Annotated in this window: 22 protein-coding genes; 14 read left to right on the forward strand and 8 right to left on the reverse strand. The window is 68.0% G+C overall.

Translation table 11 applies throughout. From position 1 onward, the window contains the following. Positions 1 to 16: 16 nt before the first annotated feature. From flhB to ACWKWX_RS03230, 5 genes are all read left to right on the forward strand, one after another. Positions 17 to 1186, forward strand: coding sequence for a flagellar biosynthesis protein FlhB (gene flhB / locus ACWKWX_RS03210; RefSeq protein ID WP_416421427.1), 1170 nt, complete (start codon positions 17 to 19; stop codon positions 1184 to 1186). Then, positions 1183 to 3273 carry a flagellar biosynthesis protein FlhA gene (gene flhA / locus ACWKWX_RS03215; protein WP_416421426.1) on the forward strand — a complete coding sequence of 697 codons (2091 nt, stop codon included), beginning with the start codon at positions 1183 to 1185 and terminating at the stop codon, positions 3271 to 3273. The genes flhB and flhA overlap by 4 nt, the downstream gene beginning before the upstream one ends. Then, a complete protein-coding gene (gene flhF / locus ACWKWX_RS03220; protein ID WP_483827010.1) occupies positions 3273 to 5456 on the forward strand; it encodes a flagellar biosynthesis GTPase FlhF in 2184 nt (727 codons plus the stop codon). Before flhA ends, flhF begins: the two co-directional genes overlap by 1 nt. Next, the gene (locus ACWKWX_RS03225) at positions 5449 to 5922 is read left to right on the forward strand and encodes a hypothetical protein (protein WP_416421424.1); all 474 of its coding nucleotides are present in this window, start codon (positions 5449 to 5451) and stop codon (positions 5920 to 5922) included. Before flhF ends, ACWKWX_RS03225 begins: the two co-directional genes overlap by 8 nt. Before the next feature lie 161 nt (positions 5923 to 6083). Then, positions 6084 to 6779 carry an RNA polymerase sigma factor FliA gene (locus ACWKWX_RS03230; RefSeq protein ID WP_476296465.1) on the forward strand — a complete coding sequence of 232 codons (696 nt, stop codon included), beginning with the start codon at positions 6084 to 6086 and terminating at the stop codon, positions 6777 to 6779. Positions 6780 to 6863: 84 nt separating this feature from the next. On the opposite strand, the gene ACWKWX_RS03235 is transcribed toward ACWKWX_RS03230, so the two are convergent. The 5 genes from ACWKWX_RS03235 to ACWKWX_RS03255 all read right to left on the reverse strand — a co-directional run bounded on the left by ACWKWX_RS03235 (position 6864) and on the right by ACWKWX_RS03255 (position 10792). Beyond that, positions 6864 to 7268, reverse strand: a complete 405-nt coding sequence (locus ACWKWX_RS03235) for an adenylyltransferase/cytidyltransferase family protein (RefSeq protein ID WP_483827011.1) — start codon at positions 7266 to 7268, stop codon at positions 6864 to 6866. After that, positions 7265 to 8449: a tetratricopeptide repeat protein gene (locus ACWKWX_RS03240; protein ID WP_483827012.1), complete on the reverse strand. Its 1185-nt coding sequence runs from the start codon at positions 8447 to 8449 to the stop codon at positions 7265 to 7267. Before ACWKWX_RS03240 ends, ACWKWX_RS03235 begins: the two co-directional genes overlap by 4 nt. 36 nt (positions 8450 to 8485) lie before the next feature. Further along, positions 8486 to 9364 (reverse strand): hypothetical protein, encoded by an 879-nt coding sequence (locus ACWKWX_RS03245; protein ID WP_473004812.1) that lies wholly within the window; start codon positions 9362 to 9364, stop codon positions 8486 to 8488. Positions 9365 to 9474: 110 nt separating this feature from the next. Further along, entirely contained in the window at positions 9475 to 10566 is a 1092-nt protein-coding gene (locus ACWKWX_RS03250; RefSeq protein WP_416421419.1) for a FliC/FljB family flagellin, read from the reverse strand. A gap of 40 nt (positions 10567 to 10606) precedes the next feature. Continuing rightward, a complete protein-coding gene (locus ACWKWX_RS03255) occupies positions 10607 to 10792 on the reverse strand; it encodes a hypothetical protein (RefSeq protein WP_416421418.1) in 186 nt (61 codons plus the stop codon). A gap of 15 nt (positions 10793 to 10807) precedes the next feature. Here ACWKWX_RS03255 and ACWKWX_RS03260 point away from each other — a divergent pair, with 15 nt between their 5' ends. After that, entirely contained in the window at positions 10808 to 11620 is an 813-nt protein-coding gene (locus ACWKWX_RS03260) for a motility protein A (protein WP_416421417.1), read from the forward strand. Next, on the forward strand, positions 11617 to 12390 hold the full coding sequence (locus tag ACWKWX_RS03265) for an OmpA/MotB family protein (protein ID WP_483827013.1): 774 nt from the start codon (positions 11617 to 11619) through the stop codon (positions 12388 to 12390). Before ACWKWX_RS03260 ends, ACWKWX_RS03265 begins: the two co-directional genes overlap by 4 nt. Here ACWKWX_RS03265 and cadR read toward each other — a convergent pair. Then, a complete protein-coding gene (cadR, locus tag ACWKWX_RS03270) occupies positions 12361 to 12810 on the reverse strand; it encodes a Cd(II)/Pb(II)-responsive transcriptional regulator (RefSeq protein ID WP_416421415.1) in 450 nt (149 codons plus the stop codon). The two genes, ACWKWX_RS03265 and cadR, sit on opposite strands and share 30 nt — an antisense overlap. A gap of 82 nt (positions 12811 to 12892) precedes the next feature. Here cadR and ACWKWX_RS03275 point away from each other — a divergent pair, with 82 nt between their 5' ends. The 6 genes from ACWKWX_RS03275 to ACWKWX_RS03300 all read left to right on the forward strand — a co-directional run bounded on the left by ACWKWX_RS03275 (position 12893) and on the right by ACWKWX_RS03300 (position 21262). Further along, the gene (locus ACWKWX_RS03275; RefSeq protein ID WP_483827014.1) at positions 12893 to 15154 is read left to right on the forward strand and encodes a heavy metal translocating P-type ATPase; all 2262 of its coding nucleotides are present in this window, start codon (positions 12893 to 12895) and stop codon (positions 15152 to 15154) included. 10 nt (positions 15155 to 15164) lie between these two features. Continuing rightward, positions 15165 to 16034, forward strand: a complete 870-nt coding sequence (locus ACWKWX_RS03280; RefSeq protein WP_476296477.1) for a LysR family transcriptional regulator — start codon at positions 15165 to 15167, stop codon at positions 16032 to 16034. A 215-nt stretch (positions 16035 to 16249) separates the two neighbouring features. Continuing rightward, positions 16250 to 17311 carry a putative 2-aminoethylphosphonate ABC transporter ATP-binding protein gene (locus tag ACWKWX_RS03285; RefSeq protein ID WP_473004803.1) on the forward strand — a complete coding sequence of 354 codons (1062 nt, stop codon included), beginning with the start codon at positions 16250 to 16252 and terminating at the stop codon, positions 17309 to 17311. A gap of 1 nt (position 17312) precedes the next feature. Further along, on the forward strand, positions 17313 to 19025 hold the full coding sequence (locus ACWKWX_RS03290) for a putative 2-aminoethylphosphonate ABC transporter permease subunit (protein WP_476296481.1): 1713 nt from the start codon (positions 17313 to 17315) through the stop codon (positions 19023 to 19025). Between the two features lie 41 nt (positions 19026 to 19066). Then, on the forward strand, positions 19067 to 20092 hold the full coding sequence (locus ACWKWX_RS03295) for a putative 2-aminoethylphosphonate ABC transporter substrate-binding protein (RefSeq protein WP_416421410.1): 1026 nt from the start codon (positions 19067 to 19069) through the stop codon (positions 20090 to 20092). Positions 20093 to 20110: 18 nt separating this feature from the next. Continuing rightward, complete coding sequence (locus tag ACWKWX_RS03300) at positions 20111 to 21262, forward strand: TIGR03364 family FAD-dependent oxidoreductase (RefSeq protein WP_483827015.1); 1152 nt, start codon at positions 20111 to 20113, stop codon at positions 21260 to 21262. Between the two features lie 102 nt (positions 21263 to 21364). Here ACWKWX_RS03300 and ACWKWX_RS03305 read toward each other — a convergent pair whose 3' ends face one another. Together ACWKWX_RS03305 and ACWKWX_RS03310 are read right to left on the reverse strand one after the other, a co-directional pair. Continuing rightward, positions 21365 to 22729 carry a DUF3482 domain-containing protein gene (locus ACWKWX_RS03305; protein ID WP_473004800.1) on the reverse strand — a complete coding sequence of 455 codons (1365 nt, stop codon included), beginning with the start codon at positions 22727 to 22729 and terminating at the stop codon, positions 21365 to 21367. Beyond that, entirely contained in the window at positions 22713 to 24086 is a 1374-nt protein-coding gene (locus ACWKWX_RS03310) for a DUF2868 domain-containing protein (protein WP_483827016.1), read from the reverse strand. Before ACWKWX_RS03310 ends, ACWKWX_RS03305 begins: the two co-directional genes overlap by 17 nt. 71 nt (positions 24087 to 24157) lie before the next feature. Here ACWKWX_RS03310 and ACWKWX_RS03315 point away from each other — a divergent pair, with 71 nt between their 5' ends. Further along, positions 24158 to 24670 (forward strand): dihydrofolate reductase, encoded by a 513-nt coding sequence (locus ACWKWX_RS03315; protein WP_483827017.1) that lies wholly within the window; start codon positions 24158 to 24160, stop codon positions 24668 to 24670. The last annotated feature ends 43 nt before the right edge of the window (positions 24671 to 24713 follow it).

A 24713-nucleotide genomic window follows, 5' to 3' on the forward strand; every position in this document is an offset into this window, starting at 1 on the left:
CAGCCGATGAACCGCCATGGCGGAAGACACTAGCAACGAAGACAAAACCGAATCGGCGTCAGCGCGCAGAATCGAGAAAGCTCGCGAGCAGGGCCAGGTGGTGCGCTCCCGCGAGCTCAACACCTTCCTGGTGCTGCTGACTGGCGTCGCTGCGCTTTGGGGCGGTGGCGGCTGGTTCTACGGGCAGCTGTGCCAGGTGCTGGAGCACGGGCTGCTGTTCGAACGCGCCCAGGCCTTCGACAGCACGCGCATGGTCCAGGCCGCGCTGGGCCTGGCGCAGCTGGGGTTGCTGACGGTGATGCCGTTCCTGCTGGTGCTGATGCTGGCCGGTGTCGCTGCCTCGCTGCTGCTGGGCGGGCTGGTGATCACCCTCAAGGCCCTGCAGCCGAATTTCTCGCGCATGAACCCCATCGCCGGCCTGGGCCGCATGTTTTCCCTGCGCGCCCTGGCAGACCTGGGCAAGGCCCTGGCCAAGGCGTTCCTGGTGGGTTGCGTGGCGGTGCTGTTCCTCAAGAGCCATGCGCTGCTGTTGCTTGACCTCACCGGCATGCCCGTGGAGCTGGCGCTGGCCACGGCCATGGGCCTGGTGGCCAAGGCCTGCGCGTTGGTCATTGGTTCGCTGGTGCTGGTGGTGGGCCTGGATGTGCCGTTCCAGTTCTACACCTACTACCAGAAGCTGCGCATGACCCGCGAGGAGGTGCGCCAGGAGCACAAGGACACCGACGGCGACCCGCACATCAAGGCGCGCATCCGTCGTCAGCAGCAGCTGATGGCGCGCTCGCGAATGATGAGCAAGGTGCCCAAGGCCGACGTCATCGTTACCAACCCCACCCACTACGCCGTGGCCCTGGCCTACCAGGACAAGATGTCGGCGCCGCGGGTGATCGCCAAGGGCGCCGACGAGGTGGCCGCGCGCATCCGCGAGCTGGGTGATGAGCACCGCATTCCTATGCTCGAGGCGCCGGCCCTGGCCCGTGCCCTGTATTTCCACGTGGATATCGACCGCGAGATTCCCGCCACCCTCTACACCGCCGTGGCCGAGGTGCTGGCCTGGGCCATGCGCCTCAAGCGCGTCAGTGAGGCCGGTGGCCGGGTGCCGCCCAAACCGAAAAACCTGCTGGTACCCGCCGGCATGGATCAGCCTGGCCCCCTGGGGGCTGCCGCCGAGGAAACACCGAACCAATGAACGCCATGACCAACCTGCTGGGTCCCGATTCCTGGCTGGCCAGGGCCGACCTGAAACTGCTGGCCGGCCCCGTGCTGATCGTCATGATCCTGTCGATGATGATCCTGCCGCTGCCGCCGTTCGTGCTCGACCTGCTGTTCACCTTCAACATCGCCCTGGCGATCATGGTGCTGCTGGTGAGCATGTTCACCGAGAAGCCCCTGGACTTCTCGGCGTTCCCGGCGGTGCTGCTGTTCACCACCTTGCTGCGCCTGTCGTTGAACGTGGCGTCCACCCGCGTGGTGCTGATGGAAGGCCACCAGGGCCCGGATGCGGCCGGCCGCGTGATCGAGGCGTTCGGCGAGTTCCTGGTGGGCGGCAATTTCGCCGTGGGCATGGCGCTGTTCCTGATTCTGGTGATCATCAACTTCATGGTCATCACCAAGGGCGCCGGGCGTATCGCCGAGGTGGGCGCGCGTTTCACCCTGGACTCCATGCCCGGCAAGCAGATGGCCATCGACGCCGACCTCAACGCCGGCCTGATCGGCGAGCCGGAAGCGCGCAAGCGCCGCCGCGAGGTGGCCCAGGAAGCCGACTTCTACGGTTCCATGGACGGTGCCAGCAAGTTCGTGCGCGGCGACGCCATGGCCGGCCTGGTGATCATGGGTGTCAACGTGGTGGGCGGCCTGATCATTGGCATGCTGCAGCACGGCATGGCCTTCGCCGATGCCGCGCACACCTACACCATGCTCACCATCGGCGACGGCCTGGTGGCGCAGATTCCGGGCCTGGTGATTTCCATCGCCGCCGGTGTCACCGTCTCGCGAGTCAATACCGAGGAAGACGTTGGCCAGCAGATGATCGGCCAGCTGTTCATTCGCCCGCAGGTGCTGATTCTCACCGCTGGCGTGATCGGCCTGCTGGGCCTGGTGCCGGGCATGCCCAACCTGGTGTTCCTGCTGTTCACCGCGCTGCTCGGCGGCCTGGGCTGGTGGCTGCACAAGCGCGACCAGCAGCAGGCCGCCGCGCCGCAGGAGCAGGTGGTGCCCAAGGCCGCCGCGCAAAGCTCCGAGGCCAGCTGGGATGACGTCAGCCTGGTGGACACCCTGGCGCTCACCGTCGGCCACCGCCTGATCCCGCTGGTGGACAGCCGCCAGCAGGGCGAGATGCTGGTGCGCATCAAGAGCGTGCGCAAGAAGTTCGCCCAGGACGTGGGCTTCCTGCCGCCGGTGGTGCGGGTGCGCGACAAGGTCGACATGCTGCCCAACACCTACGTCATCAGCCTCAACGGCGTGGAGGTGGGACGCGGCGAGCTGTTCCCCGGTAAGTGGCTGGCGATCAACCCCGGCCAGGTTACCGGCAAGCTGGAGGGCGAGGTGATCGTCGACCCGGCCTTCGGCCTGCCGGCCATCTGGATCGACTCGAGCATGCGCGAACACGGGCAGATCTTCGGCTACACCGTGGTCGACGCCAGCACCGTGGCCGCCACCCACCTCAACCACCTGCTGTACCTGCACGCCAAGGACATGCTGGGCCGTGGCGAGGTGCAGAAGCTGCTGGACAAGCTGGGCAAGGACAACAAGGCGCTGGTGGAAGAGGTGGTGCCCAAGCTGGTGTCCATGGGCACCTTGCAGCGCATCCTGCAGAACCTGCTGGAGGAGGAAGTCTCGATCCGCGACCTGCGCAGCATCCTCGATGCCCTGGCCGAGTTCGTCACCGCCCAGCCCGAAGCCGACGTGCAGGACATGACCGCCGTGGTGCGCGTGGCCCTGGGCCGCGCCATCACCCAGCAGTGGTTCCCCAACAAGACCGAGCTGCACGCCATTGGCCTGGGCTCGAACCTGGAGCAGGTGCTGCTGCAGGCCGTCACCAGCGGCGGCGCCCTGGAGCCGAGCCTGGCCGACAACCTGATGCAGCAGACCGAAATCGCCCTGGCGCGCCAGGAGGTCAGCAACCACCCGGCGGTGGTCGTGGTGCCGAGCAAGCTGCGGCCGCTGCTGTCGCGCTTCCTGCGCCGGCGCCTGCGGCAGCTGGTGGTTATGTCCCTGGCAGAGATTCCGGAGGGCCGGACCTTGCGTATAACCAGCCTGATTGGAGGGGGTAACTGATGGGCGTGCAACGATTTGTCGGCGCCAATAGCCGCGAAGCCATGCACCAGGTGCGCCTGGTGCTGGGGGAAGATGCGCTGATTCTGTCCAGCCGCAGCGTCGAGCAGGGCGTGGAGATCATGGCTGTGGCCGACGGCGAGCCGGCACCGCTCAGCCCGCGCCGCGCGGCGGCCGCCTATGCCCGCCAAGCGCCGGAACTTGCTGTACCTGCACCTGCCGTTCAGGCACCCATGCCAGCCAATGACTTCACGGCCCTTGGCGAGCTGCTGCGCGGTGAAATGGAGCAGGTGCGCCAACTGCTCAAGCAACAGCAACCGGCACCCGTCGACGAGCCGCGCCAGGCCCTGCTGCGCGACCTGCTGGCCAGCGGCTTCAGCCACTGCCTGAGCCAGGAGCTGCTGGACGCCGCCCCCGTGGCGCCGCCGCTCGACGCGTCTGGCCGGGCCACTTGGCTGGCCGAGCGCCTGGGCGCGCGGTTGTCGGTACTGGCGGACGACACGGCGCTGCTGGAAGAGGGCGGGGTCATCGCCCTGGTCGGCCCCACTGGCGTGGGCAAGACCACCACCACCGCCAAGTTGGCCGCACGTTTCGTCATGCGCCACGGCGCCGGCGGCCTGGCGTTGGTGACCACCGACAGCTTCCGTATCGGCGCCCATGAACAACTGCGCATCTACGCCGAGCTGCTGGGCGGCGAAGTGCACGCGCTGGGCGCCGAGGACGACATCGAGCAGCTGCTGGCCAGCCTGGCCGACAAGCGCCTGGTGATCATCGACACCGTTGGCATGAGCCAGCGCGACCAGCGCCTGCTGGCGCAGATCAAGCGCCTGGCCAACGGCGACAGCCTGGTGCGGCTGATGCTGGTGCTCAACGCCGCCAGCCACGGCGACACCCTTGACGAGGTGGTGGACACCTACCGCCGCGCGGCCGTGAGTGCGGGCACCCGCCTGCGTGACTGCATCATCAGCAAGTGCGACGAGGCCCCGCGCCTGGGGCCGGTGCTGGACGTGCTGATCCGCCACGACCTGCGCCTGAACTACTCCGCCAGCGGCCAACAGGTGCCCGAGGACCTGCAACTGGCCGACCCGGCGCAGTTGCTGGGCCAGGCCCTGACCCGCGAACGGCCCTCCCTGTACAGCGCGCAGCCGGGCGCCGCGCCGGGCAAGGGGCAGCAGCTCGACACCCTGGCCCGCAACCTGCTCGGCCACGGCCGCTTGCTGGGCACCCTGCGCGCCAGCCTGCACCAGCAGGTCGAGGATTTCGGCCTGCTGGAAAGCGCCTGGCAGATGGCCGAACTGGCGCCCGCGGACCAGGGCCAGGCCTTGGCCCGGTTGCTGGCCGCAGCCCCGCTCGCCATCGGCTCGGCGCGCCAGGCGCTGTGGGGGGCGGAGCGACCGGTGGTGGGCGCCACCTGGCGCATGCCGGTGTTGAGTTTCACCGCCGATGGCGCCTTGGGCATCCGTCCGTGGCTGGCCCACCAGTTGCCCATCGGTGCGCGCCAGCGGCTGGACTGGAGCGCGGCGACGTTGCAGGCCAGCAGCCATGTGTGGGCCGGTTGCCCGGGGCGCGACCTGGCGCAGCGCCTGCAGCAGTCGGGGCAAGCCTGGCTGGCGGGCGCCCAGCGTGGCCAGCGGGTGGTGCAGGGCGGCCAGGCCTGCAACCTCGCGCAGCTTGCCGAGCGCGGCCAGGCCCACGGTTTCCAGGCCCTGCGCCAGCGCGGCCGCTGGGTGAAGTTCGAACTCAGCCACCTGCCGGTGGCCCTGGCGGCCCTGCCGGAGCAGCCCGTGCGGGCCTGGTTCGGCACCCTGCGCCACTGCGACAGCGAACAGGTGCTGGGCCAGCGTTATTGGCTGGCGGACGGCAATGCTGATGTCGCGCAGCAGGCAGCCAGCATCGGCCGGTTGCAGATGTGCGAGTCCTTGCCATCGCTGACCCTGCGCGCCTGGAACATCCTCGGCGAGCGCCAGGGGCCCTTGCACGCGGAGCTGCGCCTGTTCCTGGCCGCGGCGCTGGCGGCCTGCGCCTGCCGCCTGGACCAGGAGGACGCGCCCTGGGCGCCGGTGGTGCGCCAGCAACTGCTGGAACTGTATGGCAAGCGCCGGGTGTGCAGCCCGCTGTTGCTGCTGGAAAGCCTGCTGCACATGCTCACCAGCCGCGCCGCCCTGGCCGGCCTGCTTCATGAGTGACCAGGCCCAGGGCCTGCGCCGCTGGGCCGAGCTGCGGGCGCGGCAGAGCCAGCGCCCTGTGCCGACGCTGGTGGTCGTGGGGCCGCCGTCCGTGGCGGTTGCGGCCATGGCCACGCTGCGCCGCTGGGCCGGCCTGGGCCACCCATGGGTGGGTGACCCGGCGCGCTGGCAGGTGCTGACGGTGAGCGCTGGCGCTGGCAACGTCGCCGAGCTGGCGCGGCAGCACCCGCGCTGGGCCCTGTGGCTGGGGGCCGGCCCGGACGATTACCGCCGCGCCTGCCTGGAGCTGCGCCAGCTGGTCGCCGCCGGTGGCCCGCGGCGCCTGCTGATGCTGCATGGCGGTGTGGCTGCACGGGCGACCGTGCTGGAAAACCTGCGCGGCGCGGCCTTGCGGATGCTCGGCGTGCAGCTGCTGATGGTGGCCGAAACCCCCGTATCGCCGGCCCTGACCGCCACCCCTGGATAAAGTTCAATCGACCGAAAAGCCACCAAACGCCACGGCTATTCCGCCCTTACCCACGCAGGGTAAGCAGTAATAATGCCCGCGCCCATGACCCGCCAGCCACGCCGTGACCCCACGTGGGGCAGGGCATGCCCTCAGTTTCCTCATCACACCAGGCCTGCAGGATGTACACAGCTCAGGGAAAAATAAAATCAAGCGAGTTGCTGGAACAGTACCTGCCACTGGTACGGCGGCACGCGCTTGAGTTGAAAACCAGGGTGCCAGCCAACGTCGAGCTGGATGACCTGGTGCAGGCCGGCAGCATCGGCCTGCTGGACGCCCTGGCCCGCTATGACACCACCCAGGGCGCCACCTTCGGCACCTTCGCTTCCCAACGCATCCGCGGCGCCATGATCGACGAGCTGCGCAGCCGCGACTGGGCGCCACGCAGCGTGCGCCGCAACGCGCGCGCCATGAAGGGCATCATCCGGCGCCTGGAGCAGGCCCTGGGCCGCCCGCCCGAAGAGCGTGAAATCGCCCAGGCCATGGAGCTGTCGCTGGAGCAGTACCGGCAGTTGCTGCTGGACATCAACGGCTGCCAGCTGATGCCCATCGAAGACATGGGCGAGGAAGAAGCCAACGGCATCAGCAGCGGCTACGGCGCCTCGCCGTTCGTGGAGCTGGTACAGGAACGCAACCGCGACCGTTTCATCAAGGCCCTGGATGCGCTGCCCGAGCGTGAGCGCATGCTGTTGGCGCTGTACTACCAGGAAAAGCTCAACTTCAAGGAAATCGGCGCCGTGCTCGGCGTCAGCGAGTCGCGGGTGTGCCAGCTGCACAGCCTGGCGGTGTCGCGCCTGCGCGACGCCCTGGCCGATTAGAATCTCTGACATCCTGTGGGAGCTGGCTTGCCAGCGAGCTTTTCAGGGCCTCAAAAGCTCGCTGGCAAGCCAGCTCCCACAGGGTTACGCTGCCGGCGCGGGGCGGGCCAGGCAGTGCTTTAGCGCTGAACTGGAAATGCCCGGCGTGCGCGGCAGGTACACCACTTCGCACAGCGACCTGAGGGTGTCGAAGTGGCCCTTCCAGTCATCCCCCATGCCGAACACCGACACGCCCAGGCGGCGAATGTCGTCGGCTTTCTGCGCCCAGCAGGTTTCCGCCAGGGTCATGTCCACGCACTTGAGCGAGCGCACGATGTCCAGGCGGTCGGCGAAGGGAATCACCGTCTGCTTGCCCTTGAGCAGGTTGAACTCGTCGGTGGACACCCCGACGATCAGCGTGTCGCCCAGCGCGCGCAGGTTGCGCAGCAGGTTCAGGTGGCCGACGTGGAACAGGTCGAAGGTGCCGTAGGTGATGACGATGCGGCTCATGCTGGCAGCACCGCATCCAGGGCCGCGCGCGCCTGCAGCAGCAGGCTGTCGTCGGGGCGGTGCACCAGCGCGTGGCCGGCCAGGGCGCGGGCCTTGTGCAGGTGGCCGCTTTCGATGTGCGAGTAGATCCGCGACACGGCGTAGCACTCGGTCAGCAGGGCAAAACCACAGAGGTTGCGGGCGGCGATCACTGTGTCGAACTGCGCATCCGGGGTGCGCCAGTCGCCATATACGGCGGTCAGCCAGGTGTCGGCGTCGCGCAGTTGCCACAGCGGCCTGCCGTCGGGCGCCTGGCCCTTGTCCAGGTGCAGGGTGGGGTAGCGGGTCTGGCGGTGCCATTCGCGCGGGCCGTCCTTTACCCAGAAGCCGGTGCAGGTGTTGCCGTCGCCGTCGACCACGAAGCCCGACAGGTCCAGGGACACCTTGTGCAGCGGATGGTAGAACGCCTTGGGGTTGGTCAGCCGGTGCGAGCCCACCGGTTCCACCCAGCCGCGGCGGAGCAGGCAGTGGGTGGCGCGCTCCATCTCGCAGTGGGGCAGGCCGAAGTCGATGTCCTTGTCGAACGGCAGCAAGCCGCCCTCGCGGGTCAGGCCCAGCAGGGTGCCGTAGGCGGCGAAGGCATGCACGCCGGCCTGGCACAGCGCCGCCAGGGTGTCCCACAGCAGTTGCTCCACCTGGGGCTTGTTGAAGTCGCTGCGCGGCGCCTTGGGCGTCTGCGTGATCGGCTGTTGCAGGCGCAGGGCCAGGGCCTGGCGGTAGTGCTCCAGGGCTTCGGGCAGGCGCACCTGGTGGTGGCGGATCACGCCCATCACCAGCTGCGCCGATGTGCTCTGGGGGGCCAGTTGCAGGGCCCGGGCCACCAGGGTTTCGGCGCGCTCGCTGTCTTCCTGCTGGTTGTGGATCTCGCCCAGCTTGACCAGCACCTGCACCTGGTCGGGGTCCAGTTCCAGGGCGCGCTCGAGCAGCGGTTTCGCTTCGGCGGTGTGTTTGTGCTTGCTCAGCAGCAGGCCCAGGTCGGCGTGCAGGCGGGCGTTGCGCGGCGCCAGGGGCAGGGCCTGGCGGAAGCTGGCGATGGCTTCGTCAGTGCGCTGCTGCTTGAGCAGGGCGCGGCCGCTGTTGATGTAGGCGTTGGCCGCTGCTTCGGACTTGTTGTGCAAGGGGATGCGGGCGGTGCGAGACATGATGGACCCCGGTTGAGTGGCTGGACGAGCAGGCCGTTACCACGGCGCTGGGCTGTACTCGGCGGTGAGGGTGAAGGTGGTGGCCTCGAGGCTGGCTGCCGGCACGTAGTGGCGGGCACTCAGGTAGCGCGCGGCCTGGCCCTGGTCGATGTCGGCCAGCAGGCGGTAGGCCAGGTCGTGCAGCCCATAGGCAGTATCGAGGGCAAAGGCCAGCTTCAGCCGCCGCTGCGCTGGCAGCTGCGCCAGGCGCGCAGGCGTCGGGATGAACAGCGCCTGCAGCGTGTGCAACTGGGTGGCGCGTGGCTCGGCCAACTGCAGGTCGGCGGGGAACTGGCTCAGGTGGCTGGGTGCATGGAAGCGGTAGAACTGCAGGCCATGCTCGGCCAGGCGCTGGCACAGCGGGCCAAACTCGAAATCGCCAGCGTGGGGGGTGAGCATCGACAGGCTGACCTGGGCCAGCAGCACCTGCTGCAACGTGGCGGCGCCATGTTCGAGGATGGCCAGGGTGTCGTGGCGGTCGTCCAGCACCAGCCAGTCCAGGGCCTTGAGCCCTTGCAGCTGGTCGAGGCGGGCGCTGCGGATAGGCAGGCGCGCCAGCACCTGGGCACCGCGCTGCAACGGCGCGGGCACCGGCACCAGCGGCTGCGGCGCGCGGCTGCTGCTTTGGCGCGGGTCCAGGCAGGCGTGCAGGGTCAGCGGGCGGCCATCGCCCAGGGCCACGCCGTTGATCATCTGCACTTCGGGGTGGTCGGCCAGCGGCGAGCCGTGCAGCAGACTGGCGGGGTCGAAAATGATGACGCTCAGGGCGTCCAGGGCCATCAGCTCGGCGAAGTCGGGGCGGCTGGCAAGGCCGGCGCCGTGGTCGAGGGTGACCAGGCGGCCCTGGAAATTCCAGTTGAAGGTGATCGCCGTCATGGTCCGGTGGTCCTGAAGGAATTCTGTGGGAAAGCCAAGGGTAGGGCGCGCGGCCCTGGGGTGAAGCGGCAAGAACAGGCCCGCCACGGGGCCTGTTCCGCTTATGGCGCTTATTGCAGCAGCGACAGCATTTGTTGCGGAGTGGAGTTGGCTTGCGCCAGTACCGAGGTACCTGCCTGTTGCAGGATCTGGGCGCTGGTCATGGCCGAAACTTCAGTGGCGTAGTCGACGTCTTCGATACCCGAACGTGCCGAGGTCAGGTTGGTCTCGGTGGTGGAGATGTTGGAGATCGCCGAGTCGAACCGGTTCTGCACCGCACCCAGGTCCGAACGCATGGAGTCCACGGTGTTCAGCGCCGAGTCCAGGGTGGTCAGGGTGTTGGTGGACTTCTTGGTCACTTCGTTGTCAGTGTCGATGCTCACCGAGACCGTGGCGGTGGAACCACTGCCATCGACGGTCACGTCGGCGGCGTAGTAGGTGGCAGTCGAACCGCTGCCTACTTGCAGGAAGTAGTCGCCGTCGTCGTCCTGCACCAGGGTGCCGCCGGTGGAACCGCTGCCGCCGTAGGTGATGGCCTTGCCCGACTTGTCGGTGATGGTGGTGGTGGTGCTGGACAGCGTCATCGAGGCGCCGCCTTCGTCTTCCACCGAAGCGCTGCTCAGCGAGCCGTCGTAGCCGTTGACGTTGAAGCCGCTCAGGCCCAGGGTGGAGCTGTTGATTTCGCTCAGCTTGATGTCGATGGTCTCGCCATCGTTGGCGCCTACCTGGATGGTGATGGTCTGGTCGGAGTCCAGCACGCTCACGCCGTTGAACGCGGTCTGCGAGGAGATGCGGTCGATCTCGTCCAGGCGCTGGGTGATTTCATCCTGGATCGACTGCAGGTCGGACTGCGAGTTGGTGCCGTTGGCGGCCTGTACCGACAGCTCACGGATACGCTGCAAGTTGTCGTTCACCTCGTCCAGCGCGCCTTCAGTGGTCTGCGCCAGGGAGATGCCGTCGCTGGCGTTGCTGCTGGCCTGGTCCAGGCCGGTGATTTGCGAGCTCATGCGGTTGGCAATGGCTTCACCGGCGGCGTCGTCGGAGGCGCTGTTGATTTTCAGGCCCGAGGACAGGCGTTCGATGGAAGTGCTCAGGGAGCTTTCCGACGAACTCAGGTTCTTCTGGGCGATCATCGACGTGATGTTGGTATTAATGACGGACATGCTGCACTTCCTTCTGTGTAGGGGCCTGGAACCCAGGGTTTCAGCGGCTTTGGCCTAACCCTTGGGTTTTAACCGCGAAGATCGGCACCACCCCTTCCACCTTTAGAAATGCCCGAAAATTTTTTCCCCGGCGGCGTTCGTCGCTGGATTTCGACGGGAAAAAGGGCTGTGTTAGCGGCATTGAATCCACCACGCGCGCGTTATAAATCCGGCCGTTGCTGTTCATTTACCGGAGCCCGTGATGAATCCCTCGACCCTGATCGGCCTGTTGTCAGGCCTGGTCCTGCTGGCCTTGCTGTTGCTGTTTTCGGCGCAACACCCGCTGATGTTCCTTGACCTGCCGAGCCTGGGCATCGTGCTGATCGGCACCTTTGCCGCCACCTGCCTGAGCTACCCGCTGAGCGAGGTGCGCCGGGTGCTGGGGCTGTTCGCCACGGTGATCCGCAAGGAGCCGGTGCATGCCCATGACGACATCGAGCAGCTGGTGAGCATGGCGCGGCTGTGGGTGGACGACGACCTGCGGGCGGTGGAGAAGGTGCTGGCAAACACCCGCAACCCCTTCCTGCGCTCGGGCGTGCAGTTGGTCATCGACAAGACCCCGGAAGCCGAGATCATCGAGCTGCTGCAATGGCGCATCGTGCGCATGCGCGCCAAGGAGCGCGCCGAGGCGCAGCTGTTCCGGGTGATGGCCAGCTATGCGCCGGCGTTCGGCATGCTCGGCACCCTGGTGGGGCTGGTGAACCTGATGTTCGTGCTGGGCGACGGCGACATGGTCACCATCGGCCACCAGATGTCGGTAGGCCTGATGACCACCCTGTATGGCGTGCTGCTGGCCAACCTGGTGCTCAAGCCGGTGGCGGTGAAGCTGGAGCGGCGCACCGAGCAGCGCGTGCTGCTGATGAACATGGTGATCCAGGGCGTGGCGATGATGTGCAACAAGCGCAGCCCCGGCTTGATCCGCGAGACCCTGGGCACCTTCGTCAGCCACCACCCCGACGAGATCCGCGAACAGCTGCGCATCACCCCGCGCCTGGGCGAGAGCGCCCGGCCATGAGCCGGCCACTGGAGGCCCTGGGGCGCACAGGCGGCGAGGGCGACGACGACAGCTGGATGATGACCTACCTGGACATGATGACCCTGCTGCTGGTGGTGACCATGGCCATGTTGGCGATTACCACGCGCCTGCACGGCAACCCGCCGCCAGCCGTGGCGCCGCTGCCGTTCATGGGCCAGGGCCTGCTGCCCCACGGCCTGGCGCTACTGGGGCGGCCGCAGGTGGTGAAGCCGGTGCTGGCCACGGTGCCAAAGGCCGAGCCTGCGCCCGCGCCGCCTGCACCACCGCCGTTGCCGACCACCGAGGACCTGGCAAAAAACCTGGGCATCGACGCCCTGGGCAAGGACATCCAGGTGGATATTTCGCAGAAGACCGTGAGCTTTCGCCTGAGCAGCGAGCTGCTGTTCGAGTCCGGCCAGGCTGACCTGAGCCGCGCGGGCATCGGTGCCTTGCAGCAGTTGCTGCCGGTGCTGGGCAAGAACAGCCAGCCGATCCTGGTGGAAGGCCACACCGACGCCGAGAAGATCCAGAACCCGCGTTTCCCGTCCAATTGGGAGCTGTCCAGCGCCCGCGCTGCCAGCGTGGTGCGCTACCTGCAGGGCAACGGCGTCGATGGCCAGCGCCTGCGCGCGGTGGGCTTTGGCGATACCCATCCGTTGGCGGATAACGCCACGGTGGCCGGGCGGGCTGAAAACCGCCGGGTAGAAGTGGTGCTGGAAGCCGTGCCCAGCCCGCCGCCGTCAGTGGCCGTGGCTACGGCCCACATGTGAGTGTTCGGCCTCGGGCGCTGTCACCGCGCCGTTGATCTCCAGGCGCTGGAGAATGCCGCACTGGTCGTTCTCGCCCACGGTGCCGCAGCGCTGGCGCAGTTCCAGCAGCTGGGCTTGCAGGGCCTGCAAGCCGTCGATGCGCGCACGCACGTGGTGGATGTGCTCGTCGATCAGAGTGTTGACGCTTGCGCACTGGTCCTGGGGGCTGTCGCGCAGGGTCAGTAGGCTGCGGATTTCGTCCAGGGTCATGTCCAGGGTGCGGCAGTTGCGGATGAACGTCAGCCGCTCGACGTGGGCCTGGGTGTAGAGCCGGTAGTTGCCGTCGCTGCGGGCGGGCGGCGGCAGCAATTGCTCGCGCTCGTAGTAGCGGATGGTCTCGACCTGGCAGTCGGTGGCCTTGGCCAGTTCGCCGATTTTCATGGCTGCGCCCTCCAAAGGTGCTTGACCCTATAGTGGCTACAGGGTGTTCACTTGGCAACAGGCACTTTACCGGACCTGACCAATGAGCCAGCAGCCAACCCATAGCCACAAGCACGACGACCACGGCCACGCCCATGAGCACGCTGCCATTCGCGGCCACGCCCACGGCGGCAGCTGCTGCGCCAGCGACCAGCCGGCGCCGGCCGCTACCGTGCGCCTGAGCGCCAAGGCCAGTGCCGACGCGCGCCTGAGCCGCTTCCGCATCGAGCAGATGGACTGCCCTACCGAGCAGACCCTGATCCAGAACCGCCTGGGCAAGCTGGCCGGCGTCGAGGCGCTGGAGTTCAACCTGATCAACCGGGTGCTGGGCGTTCGCCACTCGTTGGCCGCTGATGGCGTAATTATCGAGGCCATTGCCGGCCTGGGCATGAGCGCCGAGCCCCTGGACGCCCAAGGCCAGGCCAGCCCTGAAGCCCCGGCACCGGTGCGCAAGCCCTGGTGGCCGCTGGCGCTGTCCGGCGTGGCCGCGGTGGCCTCGGAAATCGCCCATTTCAGCGGCCTGGCGCCCAGCTGGCTGATCGCCGGGCTGGCGTTGCTGGCGATTGCCAGTGGCGGCCTGACCACCTACAAGAAGGGCTGGATTGCCCTGAAGAACCGCAACCTGAACATCAACGCGCTGATGAGCATCGCTGTCACCGGCGCGGTGCTGATCGGCCAGTGGCCGGAGGCGGCCATGGTGATGTTCCTGTTCACCGTGGCCGAGCTGATCGAGGCGCGCTCGCTGAGCCGCGCGCGCAACGCCATCGGCGGCCTGCTGCAGCTGACCCCCGAACAAGCGACCGTGCGCCAGGCCGACGGCCAGTGGCTGGAACTAGACGCCCGCAAGATTGCCCTGGACGCTGTCGTGCGGGTGCGCCCTGGCGAGCGCATTGCCCTCGATGGCGAAGTAGTCAGCGGGCAATCCAGCGTCGATCAGGCGGCCATCACCGGCGAAAGCCTGCCGGTGGAGAAGGCCGTGGGCGACAAGCTGTTCGCCGGCACCATCAACCAGGCCGGCGCCCTGGAATACCGGGTCACCGCGCTGGCCAGCAACTCCACCCTGGCGCGCATCATCCATGCCGTGGAACAGGCCCAGGGTGCCCGCGCCCCAACCCAGCGCTTTGTGGATAACTTCTCCCGGGTGTACACCCCGGCGGTGTTCGCCCTGGCCCTGGCCGTGGCGGTGCTGCCGCCGCTGTTCATGGCCGGCGCCTGGTTCGACTGGATCTACCGCGCGCTGGTGCTGCTGGTGGTCGCCTGCCCGTGTGCGCTGGTGATCTCCACCCCGGTGACCATCGTCAGCGGCCTGGCCGCGGCGGCGCGCAAGGGCATCCTGATCAAGGGCGGGGTGTACCTGGAAGGTGGCCACAAGCTGGACTTCCTGGCCCTCGACAAGACCGGCACGCTGACCCATGGCAAACCGGTGCAGACCGATTTCGTGCCGCTGGACCCTGCCTATGCCGCCACTGCCGAGCAGATCGCCGCCAGCCTGGCCGCGCGTTCCGACCACCCGGTGTCCCAGGCCATTGCCCGCCCGGCGCTGGAAGCCGGCGAGGCGCTGCTGGAGGTCATGGACTTCCAGGCCCTGGCCGGGCGTGGCGTGAGCGGTAGCGTCAACGGCCAGCTGTACCACCTTGGCAACCACCGCCTGGTGGAAGAGCTGGGCCTGTGCTCGCCGCAACTGGAGGCCCAGTTGGACGTGCTGGAGCGCCAGGGCAAGAGCGTGGTGCTGTTGCTGGACGCCAGCGGCCCGCTGGCCTTCTTCGCCGTGGCCGACACCCTCAAGGACAGCAGCCGCGAGGCCATCGCCCAGCTGCACGCCCTGGGCATCAAGACCCTGATGCTGACCGGCGACAACCCCCACACTGCCAGCGCCATCGCCGCCCAGGTGGGCATCGACCAGGCCCGTGGCAACCTGCTGCCCGCAGACAAGCTGCAGGCCATCGAAGAGCTGTATGCCCAGGGCCACCGGGTGGGCATGGTCGGCGACGGTATCAACGACGCGCCGGCCCTGGCCCGGGCCGAGCTGGGCTTTGCCATGGCAGCGGCGGGCACCGATACTGCCATCGAGACCGCCGACGTGGCGCTGATGGACGACGACTTGCGAAAAATCCCGACGTTCGTCAGGCTCTCGCGCCAGACCCGGTCGATACTGATGCAGAACATCGTGTTGGCGCTGGTGATCAAGGCCGTGTTCCTGGCAATGACCTTTGCCGGGGTGGCGACGATGTGGATGGCGGTGTTCGCCGATATGGGCGTCAGCCTGTTGGTGGTCTTCAACGGGTTGAGGCTGCTGCGCAAGTAATGAGGTGGTGATGCTGAGTGCCGAGCTGAAGGCGTTTTACATGGTGGCCCGGCTGGGCAGCATCACCCTGGCGGCGAAAAAACTGGGCCTCAGCCAGCCCACCGTGACCACGCAGATCCGCCACCTGGAAAGCCAGTACGCGGTGGAGCTGTTTTACCGCGGCGGCCGTCGCCTGACCCTGAGCGACGACGGCGCGCGCCTGCTGCCCATGGTCAAGGCGCTGCTGCAGCAGGAAGCCGACATCGAGTTCTTCCTGCGCAACAGCGGCCAGGGCGAGGGCGCCCTGCGCATCGCTGCCACGGCGCCTTACTACATCCTCGACCTGGTGAAGATCTTCCGCGAGCGCCTGCCCCAGGTGGAGGTGTCGATGGAGATCGGCAACTCCCAGCAGGTGCTGGAAATGCTCGAGGACTACCGCGTGGACCTGGCCGCGTCCTCGCAGCTGGTGGACGACGCCCGGCTGATCCGCCGGGTGCTGGGCACCGACCCGCTGGTGCTGGCGGTGCACCGGCATCACCCCTTGGCGGTGCACAACCAGGTGCCGCTCAGCGCCCTGGCCGGGCAGTGCCTGCTGATGCGCGAGCGCGGCTCCACCACCCGCAGCCTCACCGAGCAGTGGATGAAAGATGAGCAGGTGGCCATTGGCACGGTGCTGGAGATCGGCAGCCGCGAGTCGATCCGCGAGGCGGTGCTGCGCAACATCGGCGTCAGCCTGATCGCCCGCCACGAGGTGCCGCACAACCCCGAGCTGAAGGTGCTGACCATCGACAACGCGCCGGTGATGCACGAATACCTCTACTGCCTGAAAGAACGCCGCCAGGCGCGGCTGCCGGCTGCGTTCCTGGGCCTGGCCCAGGAAGTCTCGGGACTCCCCCCGTAGCAGCTGCCGAAGGCTGCGTCCGCTGGCGCCGCGTTCTCTTCGGCGGCCGTGTGGTGCGCGGACGCAGCCTTCGGCAGCTGCTACGGGATTTTGCGGGATCCGTTGTTACAACCCAAATCCGCCAATACCACTATCGGCAGCTTTTGCCCTACTGCCACAGGACGTTCGCATTCGCTGCCTAGGATGACCCCCATCTGCTAGATGAGGTCCCGTCCATGAACCATTCCCCTGCTAACGGCGCGCACATGTCCGTGCGTGGTATCCACAAGCGCTTTGGCGCCTTCACCGCGCTCAACGACGTCTCGCTGGACGTTGCCGCCGGTGAGCTGGTGTGCCTGCTGGGCCCGTCGGGCTGCGGCAAGACCACGCTGCTGCGCTGCATCGCCGGCCTGGAGCGCCAGGATCGGGGCCAGCTGTACATCGGCGACCGCGACATCTCCCAGCTGCCGCCCCAGGGCCGCGACTACGGCATTCTGTTCCAGTCCTACGCGCTGTTCCCCAACCTCAACGTCGAGGCCAACATTGCCTACGGCTTGTCGGGCCAGAGCCGTGACCAGGTGCGCAAGCGTGTCGGCGACATGCTGGAGCTGGTGGGCCTGTTGGGCAGCGAGAAGAAATTCCCCGGCCAGCTGTCCGGCGGCCAGCAGCAGCGCGTGGCCTTGGCCCGCGCCCTGGCGCCGTCGCCGTCGCTGTTGCTGCTGGACGAACCTATGTCGGCCCTCGACGCCCGGGTGCGCGAGCATCTGTGCACCGAGCTGCGCCAGCTGCAACGCCAGCTGGGTATCACCACGCTGATGGTTACCCACAACCAGGACGAGGCCATGCTGATGGCCGACCGCATCGCCGTGATGAACAACGGCCAGGTCGAGCAGTACGCCACCGCCCAGGAGATCTACGACAAGCCGGCCACGCCGTTCGTCGCCGAGTTCGTCGGCCAGGGCAACTGGCTGCCGTTCCAGCGCAGCAGCGACAGCCATGCACAGGTGGGCGGGATGAACATGCGCCTGGCCCCCGATGCCAGCCGCGCCAACAGCGGCCGGCTGTTCTGCCGCCCGGAGGCCATCAGCGTCAACCCGCCGGTGCACGAGGAAAACCTGTTCCAGGCGCGGGTGCGCGAGATCACCTTCCTGGGCAACCGCTGCCGCATGAGCTTCGAATTCAACCAGTTCCCCGGCCACGCGCTGCTGGCCGAAGTGGCCCCCGAATCCATGCCGCGCCTGGGCAGCCCGGACATCTGGGTAGCCCTGCCGCCGCGCAGCCTCCAGGTGTTCGCCTGAGATGGCCGCGCAGATGAGCCTGCCGGTGATGGACGCGAAAGCGCCGGCCCAGTCTTCGTCGGCTGCCCTGGGTGACCGTCTGTTCGTGGTCGGCGGCAAACTGCTGTTGCTGGCGTTCCTCTGTGTGGCAGTGCTGATGCCGCTGCTGGCGATCTTCTGGCGCGGCTTCACCCCGGTGGCCGGCGGCGGCTGGGCGGCGGCACAAGACCTGGTGGCCAGCGACAATTTCCATTGGCTGCTGGGCAATAGCCTCAAGGTGTCGTTCAGCGTGGCCGCCATCGTCGTGCCGCTGGCCTACCTGTTCGCCTACGCCCTGCAACGCACGTTGATCCCCGGCAAGGCGGTGTGGCGTGGCATATCCCTGCTGCCGCTGCTGGCGCCGTCGATGCTGCCGGGCATTGCCCTGGTCTACCTGTTCGGCAACCAGGGCCTGCTGCGCGGGCTGGTGGCTGACAATATCTACGGTTTCTGGGGCATCGTCCTGGGCGAGGTGATCTACACCTTCCCGCATGCGCTGATGATTCTGCTGTCGGCCCTGTCGTTGGCCGATGCGCGGCTGTTCGACGCCGCCTCGAGCATGGGTGCCAGCCCCTGGCGCGCCTACCGCAGCATCACCTGGCCGGCCACGCGCCAGGCGGTGTTCGCGGCGTTCTGCCTGGTGTTCACCCTGACCATCACCGACTTCGGCGTGCCCGTAGTGGTGGGCGGCGACTATCAGGTGTTGGCGCTGGAAGCCTACAAGGCGGTGGTGGGCCAGCAGCAATTTGGCCGCGGCGCCTTGATCGGCATGATCCTGCTGCTGCCTGCGCTGTTCAGCTTCGGCGTCGACGCCTGGCTGCGCCGCCGTCACGGCGAGGCCATGAGCGGCCGCGCCCAGGTGTTCCGCCCCGCGCCTTCGCGGCTGCGCGATGGCTGCTACCTGGCGGTGGTGTTGCTGGTGTGCGCGGCGCTGCTGCTGGTGGTGGGCATGGCGGTGTACTCGTCGCTGGTGAAATTCTGGCCCTACAACCTGTCGCTGTCGCTGGTGCATTACCAGTTCAACACCACCGCCGGCGGCGGCTGGTTGGCCTACAGCAACAGCGTGAAGATGGCCGTGGGCACGGCGCTGATCGGCAGCGCGGTGATTTTCACCGGCGCCTACCTGATGGAAAAAACCCAGGGCCTGCGCCGCCTGAACCTGCTGCTGCGCATGCTCAGCTTCGTGCCCATGGCCGTGCCCGGCCTGGTGCTGGGCCTGGGCTACGTATTCTTCTTCAACCTGGGCGGCAACCCGCTGCATGTGTTCTACGGCACCATGACCTTGCTGGTCGTGTGCACCGTGGCCCACTACATGACCACCGCGCAAATGACCGCCACTACGGCCCTGCGCCAGCTGGACGGCGAGTTCGAAGCCGCGGCGCTGTCGCTCAAGGCGCCGCTGTACCGCCACTACCTGCGGGTGACCGTGCCCATCTGCCTGCCGGCGCTGCTGGACATCATCCGCTACCTGTTCGTCTCGGCCATGACCACGGTGTCGGCGGCCATCTTCCTCTACAGCCCCGACACCATCCTGGCGGCGGTGGCGGTGCTGAACATGGACGACGCCGGCAACGTTGGCGGCGCCGCGGCCATGTCCACCTTGATTCTGCTGACCTCGGCCGCCGTGTCGCTGCTGCTGGCCTGGGCCTCGCGCGGCTTGCTGCGCCGGTCCCAGGCCTGGCGCCAGGGCCTTTGATTGCACACCCACTGACCTCCAACTGACTCAGGAACCGCACCATGTTCAAGCCACTTGCTCTTGTCGCTGCCGTTGTTGCCGCTTTCAGCCTGCAGGCCAGCGCAGCCACTACCCAACTGACCGTCTACACGGCCCTGGAGCCGGAGCAGCTGACCACCTACAAGGACGCGTTCGAGAAAGCCAACCCCGACATCGAGATCAAGTGGGTGCGTGACTCCACCGGTATCGTCACTGCCAAGCTGCTGGCCGAGAAGGATCGCCCGCAGGCGGACGCGGTGTGGGGCCTGGCGGCCTCCAGCCTGGCCATCCTCGACCAGCAGGGCATGCTCGAAGCCTACTCGCCGAAAGACCTGGGCAAGATCGGCGCGAACTACCGTGACGCCGCCAACCCACCCAAGTGGGTAGGCATGGACGTGTGGGCCGCCACCATCTGCTTCAACACCGTGGAAGCCGAGAAGCAGGGCCTGACCAAGCCGGTGAGCTGGCAGGACCTGACCAAGCCCGAGTACAAGGGCAAGATCGTGATGCCGAACCCGGCCTCGTCGGGCACCGGCTTCCTGGACGTCAGCGCCTGGCTGCAGACCTACGGCGAGAAGCAGGGCTGGAAGTACATGGACGACCTGCACCAGAACATCGGCCAGTACGTGCACTCCGGCTCCAAGCCCTGCAAGCTGGCGGCCTCGGGCGAGTTCCCGATCGGCATCTCGTTCGAATACCCGGCCGTGCAGCTCAAGCGCCAGGGCGCGCCGCTGGACATCATCCTGCCGAAGGAAGGCCTGGGCTGGGAAATCGAAGCCACCGCGGTGATCAAGGGCACCCCTCATGAAGAAGCCGCGAAGAAACTCGCCGACTTCTCCGCCAGCCCCGCGGCCATGGAACTGTACAAGGAAAACTTCGCCGTGCTGGCCCAGCCGGGCATCGCCAAGCCGCAGACCGAACTGCCGGCCGACTACGAACAGCGCCTGATCAAGAACGACTTCAGCTGGGCGTCGAAGAACCGCGACAGCATCCTGACCGAATGGCGCAAGCGCTATGACGGCAAGTCCGAGAAGGTTGCGGCCCAGTAATTCCAGGGAGGCGTTCCCATGACCCAACACAGCGACATGCTCATCGTCGGCGCCGGCATCCTGGGCTTGTCCCATGCCTACGCCGCCGCCAGGCGCGGCCTCAAGGTCCGCGTGTTCGAACGCAGCGCCACGCCCCTGGGGGCGTCGGTGCGCAATTTCGGCCAGGCGCTGGTCACCGGCCAGCCCGTGGGCCAGATGCATGCCCTGGCCAAGGCCAGCCGCAGCCTGTGGGCGCACTGGGCCGAGCAGGCCGGGTTCGCCCTGAAACGCAACGGCTCGCTGCTGTTTGCCCGCAACGAGCTGGAGCACCAGCTGCTTGAGCGCTTCTGCGCCGAGCGCGCGGTGGAGCATGGCTACCGGGTGGAGCTGTTGCAGGGCGAGGCCCTGAACCAGTTGTACAACGGCCAGTTCCGCCACCACCACGCGGCCTTGCTGGGGCTGGATGACCAGCAGCTGTATTCGCGCGAGGCGATTCCGGCGCTGGTGGAGTTCCTGCGCGGGCAGGGCGTGGAGTTCCACTTCTCCACCCTGGTGCGCGACTTGGAACCGGGCAAGCTGCGCAGCACGGCGGGCACCTTTACCGGCTCGCACATTGTGGTGTGTTCGGGCCACGACTACCAGACGCTGCTCAGCGACGCCATGGCGGCCTTGCAGCCGCAGGTGTGCCGCCTGCAGATGCTGCGCGTGCGCCCGCAGTTCGAACTGGACCTGCAGCAGGCGGTGCTCACCGGCTTGAGCTGCCTGCACTACGGCGCGTTCGAGGGCCTGCCGGAGACCCGGGCCCTGCAGGCCCAGGTGCAGCAGGACAGCCCGCACCTGGTGGAGCAGGGCATTCACCTGCTGGTCAGCCCCACGCCGTACCGCGAGCTGATCATCGGCGACTCCCACCACTATGGCCGTGACGCGTCGCCGTTCAACGCCGAACAGGTGGATGACTGGATGATCGAGCTGGCCGAGCACACGCTGGGTGGCAAGCTCAAGGTGGTGGAGCGCTGGCAGGGCGTGTATGGCGCCAAGGGCAGCAAGCCGTTCTCGTTGCTGCGGGTGGCGCCGGGCTTGAGTTCGGCGCTGATGCACACGGGCGTGGGCATGAGCGTGGGGCCGGCGCTGGCGGAGCGTAACGTCGCCGACCTGCTGGGCGAAGCCCCGCACGGCCTGGACGGCCTGTAACGAACGCGTAGCCGCTGCCGAAGGCTGCGCTGGCCCGCATGTACACCGGAGATCTTCAGTGTGGGTGATGGCCAGCGCAGCCTGTCGGCAGCGGCTACAGAGTCAGAGTTCTGTACTCAGGTGCTCGATCTGTTCGTGGCGTTCGGGCTGGTTGGGGCGCGGGTGGGGGTTGAGGGTGGACCACTGCGGGTGCGCGCGGGCCTTGCCCAGTGGTTCGGGCAGCTTGCCCTCGCGCCAGCTCTTGTCCTGGGGCACGGCGACCTCGATGCTGCCCATGGCCGCGTGCCCGCGCGCGTCCAGTGCTTCCAGCAGTTGCCGTTGGCGCAAGGCCAGCAGGCGTAGCACGTTGTCGTCCACGGTCAGCTCGCGCTGGCCCTTGAGCTTGCCCAACAGCCGGCCGCCGTAGCCGCGGGCGGTCTGCAACGCGCCGCCGGCGATGGCGCCAGCCAGGGCTGCCAGGCCCAGGGTGATACCGCCTACCAGCAGATCGACGCCGGCGCCGGCCGCCGCGCCTGCAGCTATCCCGCCCCCGACTTTCACGCCCAGCTGTTTGAGCGTCTCGGGGTTGAACAGGTCGTCGCCCCAGCGCCCGTCCAGCAGGGGCAGGTCGCTGGCGGCGGCGTCTTCCAGGCGGAAGGCGTAGAGCTTGAGCAGCGCCTGCACGCATTTCTGTTCGCGCTGGCGCACGGCTTCGCGCAGGGCGGCGATGGCAGCGTCCACGCCTTCGCGGTCGGCGGCCACGCTGCGGCGGCAGGCGGCGCAGTCGATCAACAGTTCGGCAATCAGCGCGCGTGCCCGCTGGCGGCGCGCCAGGCGCTGGGCCTGCTGGTCGTCGATCAGCCGTTGCAGACTGGGGCGCGCATGTTCCAGCAGCAGCGCCAGGCTTTCATACAGGCGCCGCTCGCCATCTTCCGGCGGTGCCACGCTGTCGAAGCGCACCAGCGCGTGCAGGCCCAGGCGCGCCAGGGCTTCGCGCCACTGTTCCTCGCGGTGGCCGGGGCTGGCGACGAAGTTGAGCACCGGCAGCAGCGGCTTGCCGCAACCGTTGAGCACTTCCAGTTCGTCGCGGTACTTGGCCAGCACCGGCTCGCGGGCGTCGATCACGTACAGGCCGGCGTCGCTGGCCAGCAGCTGGCGCAGCACCTTGGCTTCCTGTTCGAAACGCTGGCGGGCCTCGCTGCCCTGCAGGAAGCGTTCGGTGCGCGCCGGGCCGTCCAGGCGCTCGCCGGGGCGGTCCAGGCGCTCCAGGTAGTCGAGCAGGGCGATGGCGTCTTCAAGGCCGGGGGTGTCGTACAGCTCCAGCAACGCCTCGCCGTCCACCGACAGCCGCGCGCCCTCCACGTGGCGGGTGGTGCTGGGGCGGTGGGAGACCTCGCCAAAGCCGACGTCACGGGTGAGGGTGCGCAGCAGCGAGGTCTTGCCGACGTTGGTGTGGCCGACCACGGCCAGCTTAAGAGGCTTGGTCATTGCCGGTCTCCAGCCAGGTCAGGGGCAGGCTTGCCACCACGTCGAGGCCCAGCCGGGCCAGGGCCTGGTGCCAGTCGTCGAGGCGCTCGGCATCCAGCTGCTGGCCGGCAGGCGCGGGTAGCAGCCAGATGCGGGTATGGCCGGCGCTGCGCGCCAGTTCGGCGATCAACCCCAGGCTGCCGCGGTCGGGCGAGCGGCGCGGGTCGCAGGCGATGGCCAGGCGCGCGGCGGGGTAGCGCGCCAGCTGGTCGAGCAGGCGCCGGCGTGATTCGCGGCTGTCGAGGACCCCGGCATCGCCCACCGTGGCGGGCAGGGCGGGCGGCCAGGGCTGTTGGTCGTCGAGTTCCAGGCCCACCAGCAGCGCGCCGCCGGTGGTTGCCCCAGCCAGCGGCGCCGGCACTTCGTGCAACTGCGCGGGGGCGCTGTCGTTGACGCCCAGGCGTTCGCTGCTGGGCATCAATTGCTCGCGCAGTTCGGCGTGGCCGGGCAGGCTCAGGTCCAGCTGCAAGCGCTTGCGCCCCAGGCGCCAACGCCCCCAGCAGGCCAGGGCCAGCAGCAGCCGCGGGACGATGCCGAACACCACCAGCACGCCCAACAGCCAGCCGGCCCAGGCTTGCCGAGCGCTGTCCACGGCCAGCACGCTGTCGCCGCTGGCGCGGATGGTGTCGATGTCCGGCACGTTGAAGCCCAGCAGCGCGGGCAGGGCGCCCAGGCCGCGGGTCATGGCCACGAAGGTGTCGGGGCTTAAAATGGTGGTTTCCCAGACGAAGCCGTAGCGCCGGGTGGCCAGCAACAGCAGCAGGATCACCAGCGCGCTGCTCAAGGCCAGCAGCCACAGGCCATTCACCAGCGCGCCGAGCACCCAGCGGTTGAGGCGCTGGCGTTGCAACAGCACCACCAGTGCCGGACCCAGGTGCACGGCCTTGGCGTCGCGCGCCAGCCGGGCGCTGAGCCACATCCACAGGCGGCCCAGGCTGGCCGTGTGTTCGTCGGCCAGCAGCAGGCCGCTGAGCCAGCCCAGCAGCAGAATCCAGTTCAGCCCCAGCAGGCTGCCCAGCGCCCAGAAGACGTTGACCGGGCCGTTGCCCAAGGCGGCGAAGGCCAGGCCGGCGCCGCTGAAAATAACCAGCACCGCCAGCAGCATCACGCTCAGGCGCGCGCCCTGCTTCCAGTGGCGCAGGGCGGGCAGCAGGCCGTCGCGTTCGGCCAGCCACAGGGCCCGGTGCTGCACCCGCGCGGCCAGGTCGCCGCCCTGTTGGCGGGCGCGGCGGTTGGCCTCCTGGTCGTCCAGGGGGCCGGCCTGCTCTTCGCGCAGGCGTATGGCTTCGGTAAGCCAGAGAGTGTCCAGTGCTGTCACGCCACCATCCATTGATCAAACCAGCCCAGAGCATAACCCAGCGAGGCCCCGTGCTCTGCTATCCTCGCGGGATGAAAAATACACTCCCCCTCAGCCTGATCGCGGCGCTCGCGCAGAACCGCGTCATCGGCATCGACAACAGCATGCCCTGGCACCTGCCGGGTGATTTCAAATACTTCAAGGCCACCACCCTGGGCAAGCCGATCATCATGGGCCGCAAGACCTGGGATTCGCTGGGCCGGCCGCTGCCGGGCCGGCTGAACATCGTGGTCAGCCGCCAGGAAGGCCTGGTGCTGGAAGGCGCCGAGGTGTACGCCTCGCTGGAAGCCGCCATCGCCCGCGCCGAAGCCTGGGCCCAGGCCAATGGCGCCACGGAGCTGATGTTGATTGGTGGGGCGCAGTTGTATGCGCAAGGGCTGGACCTGGCCGACCGCCTGTACCTCACCCGCGTGGCGGCCAGCCCGGCGGGCGATGCCTGGTTCCCTGAATACGACGAGACCCAGTGGCTGCTGGTCTCGAACACCGAAAACCCGGCGGTGGGCGATGCCCCGGCGTACGCCTTCGAAGTCTGGGACCGCCGCTAACCTTTCGCCGCGCCTGCCTTTGTGGGAGCTGGCTTGCCAGCGA

The sequence above is a fragment of the Pseudomonas imperatae genome, assembly GCF_057128625.1.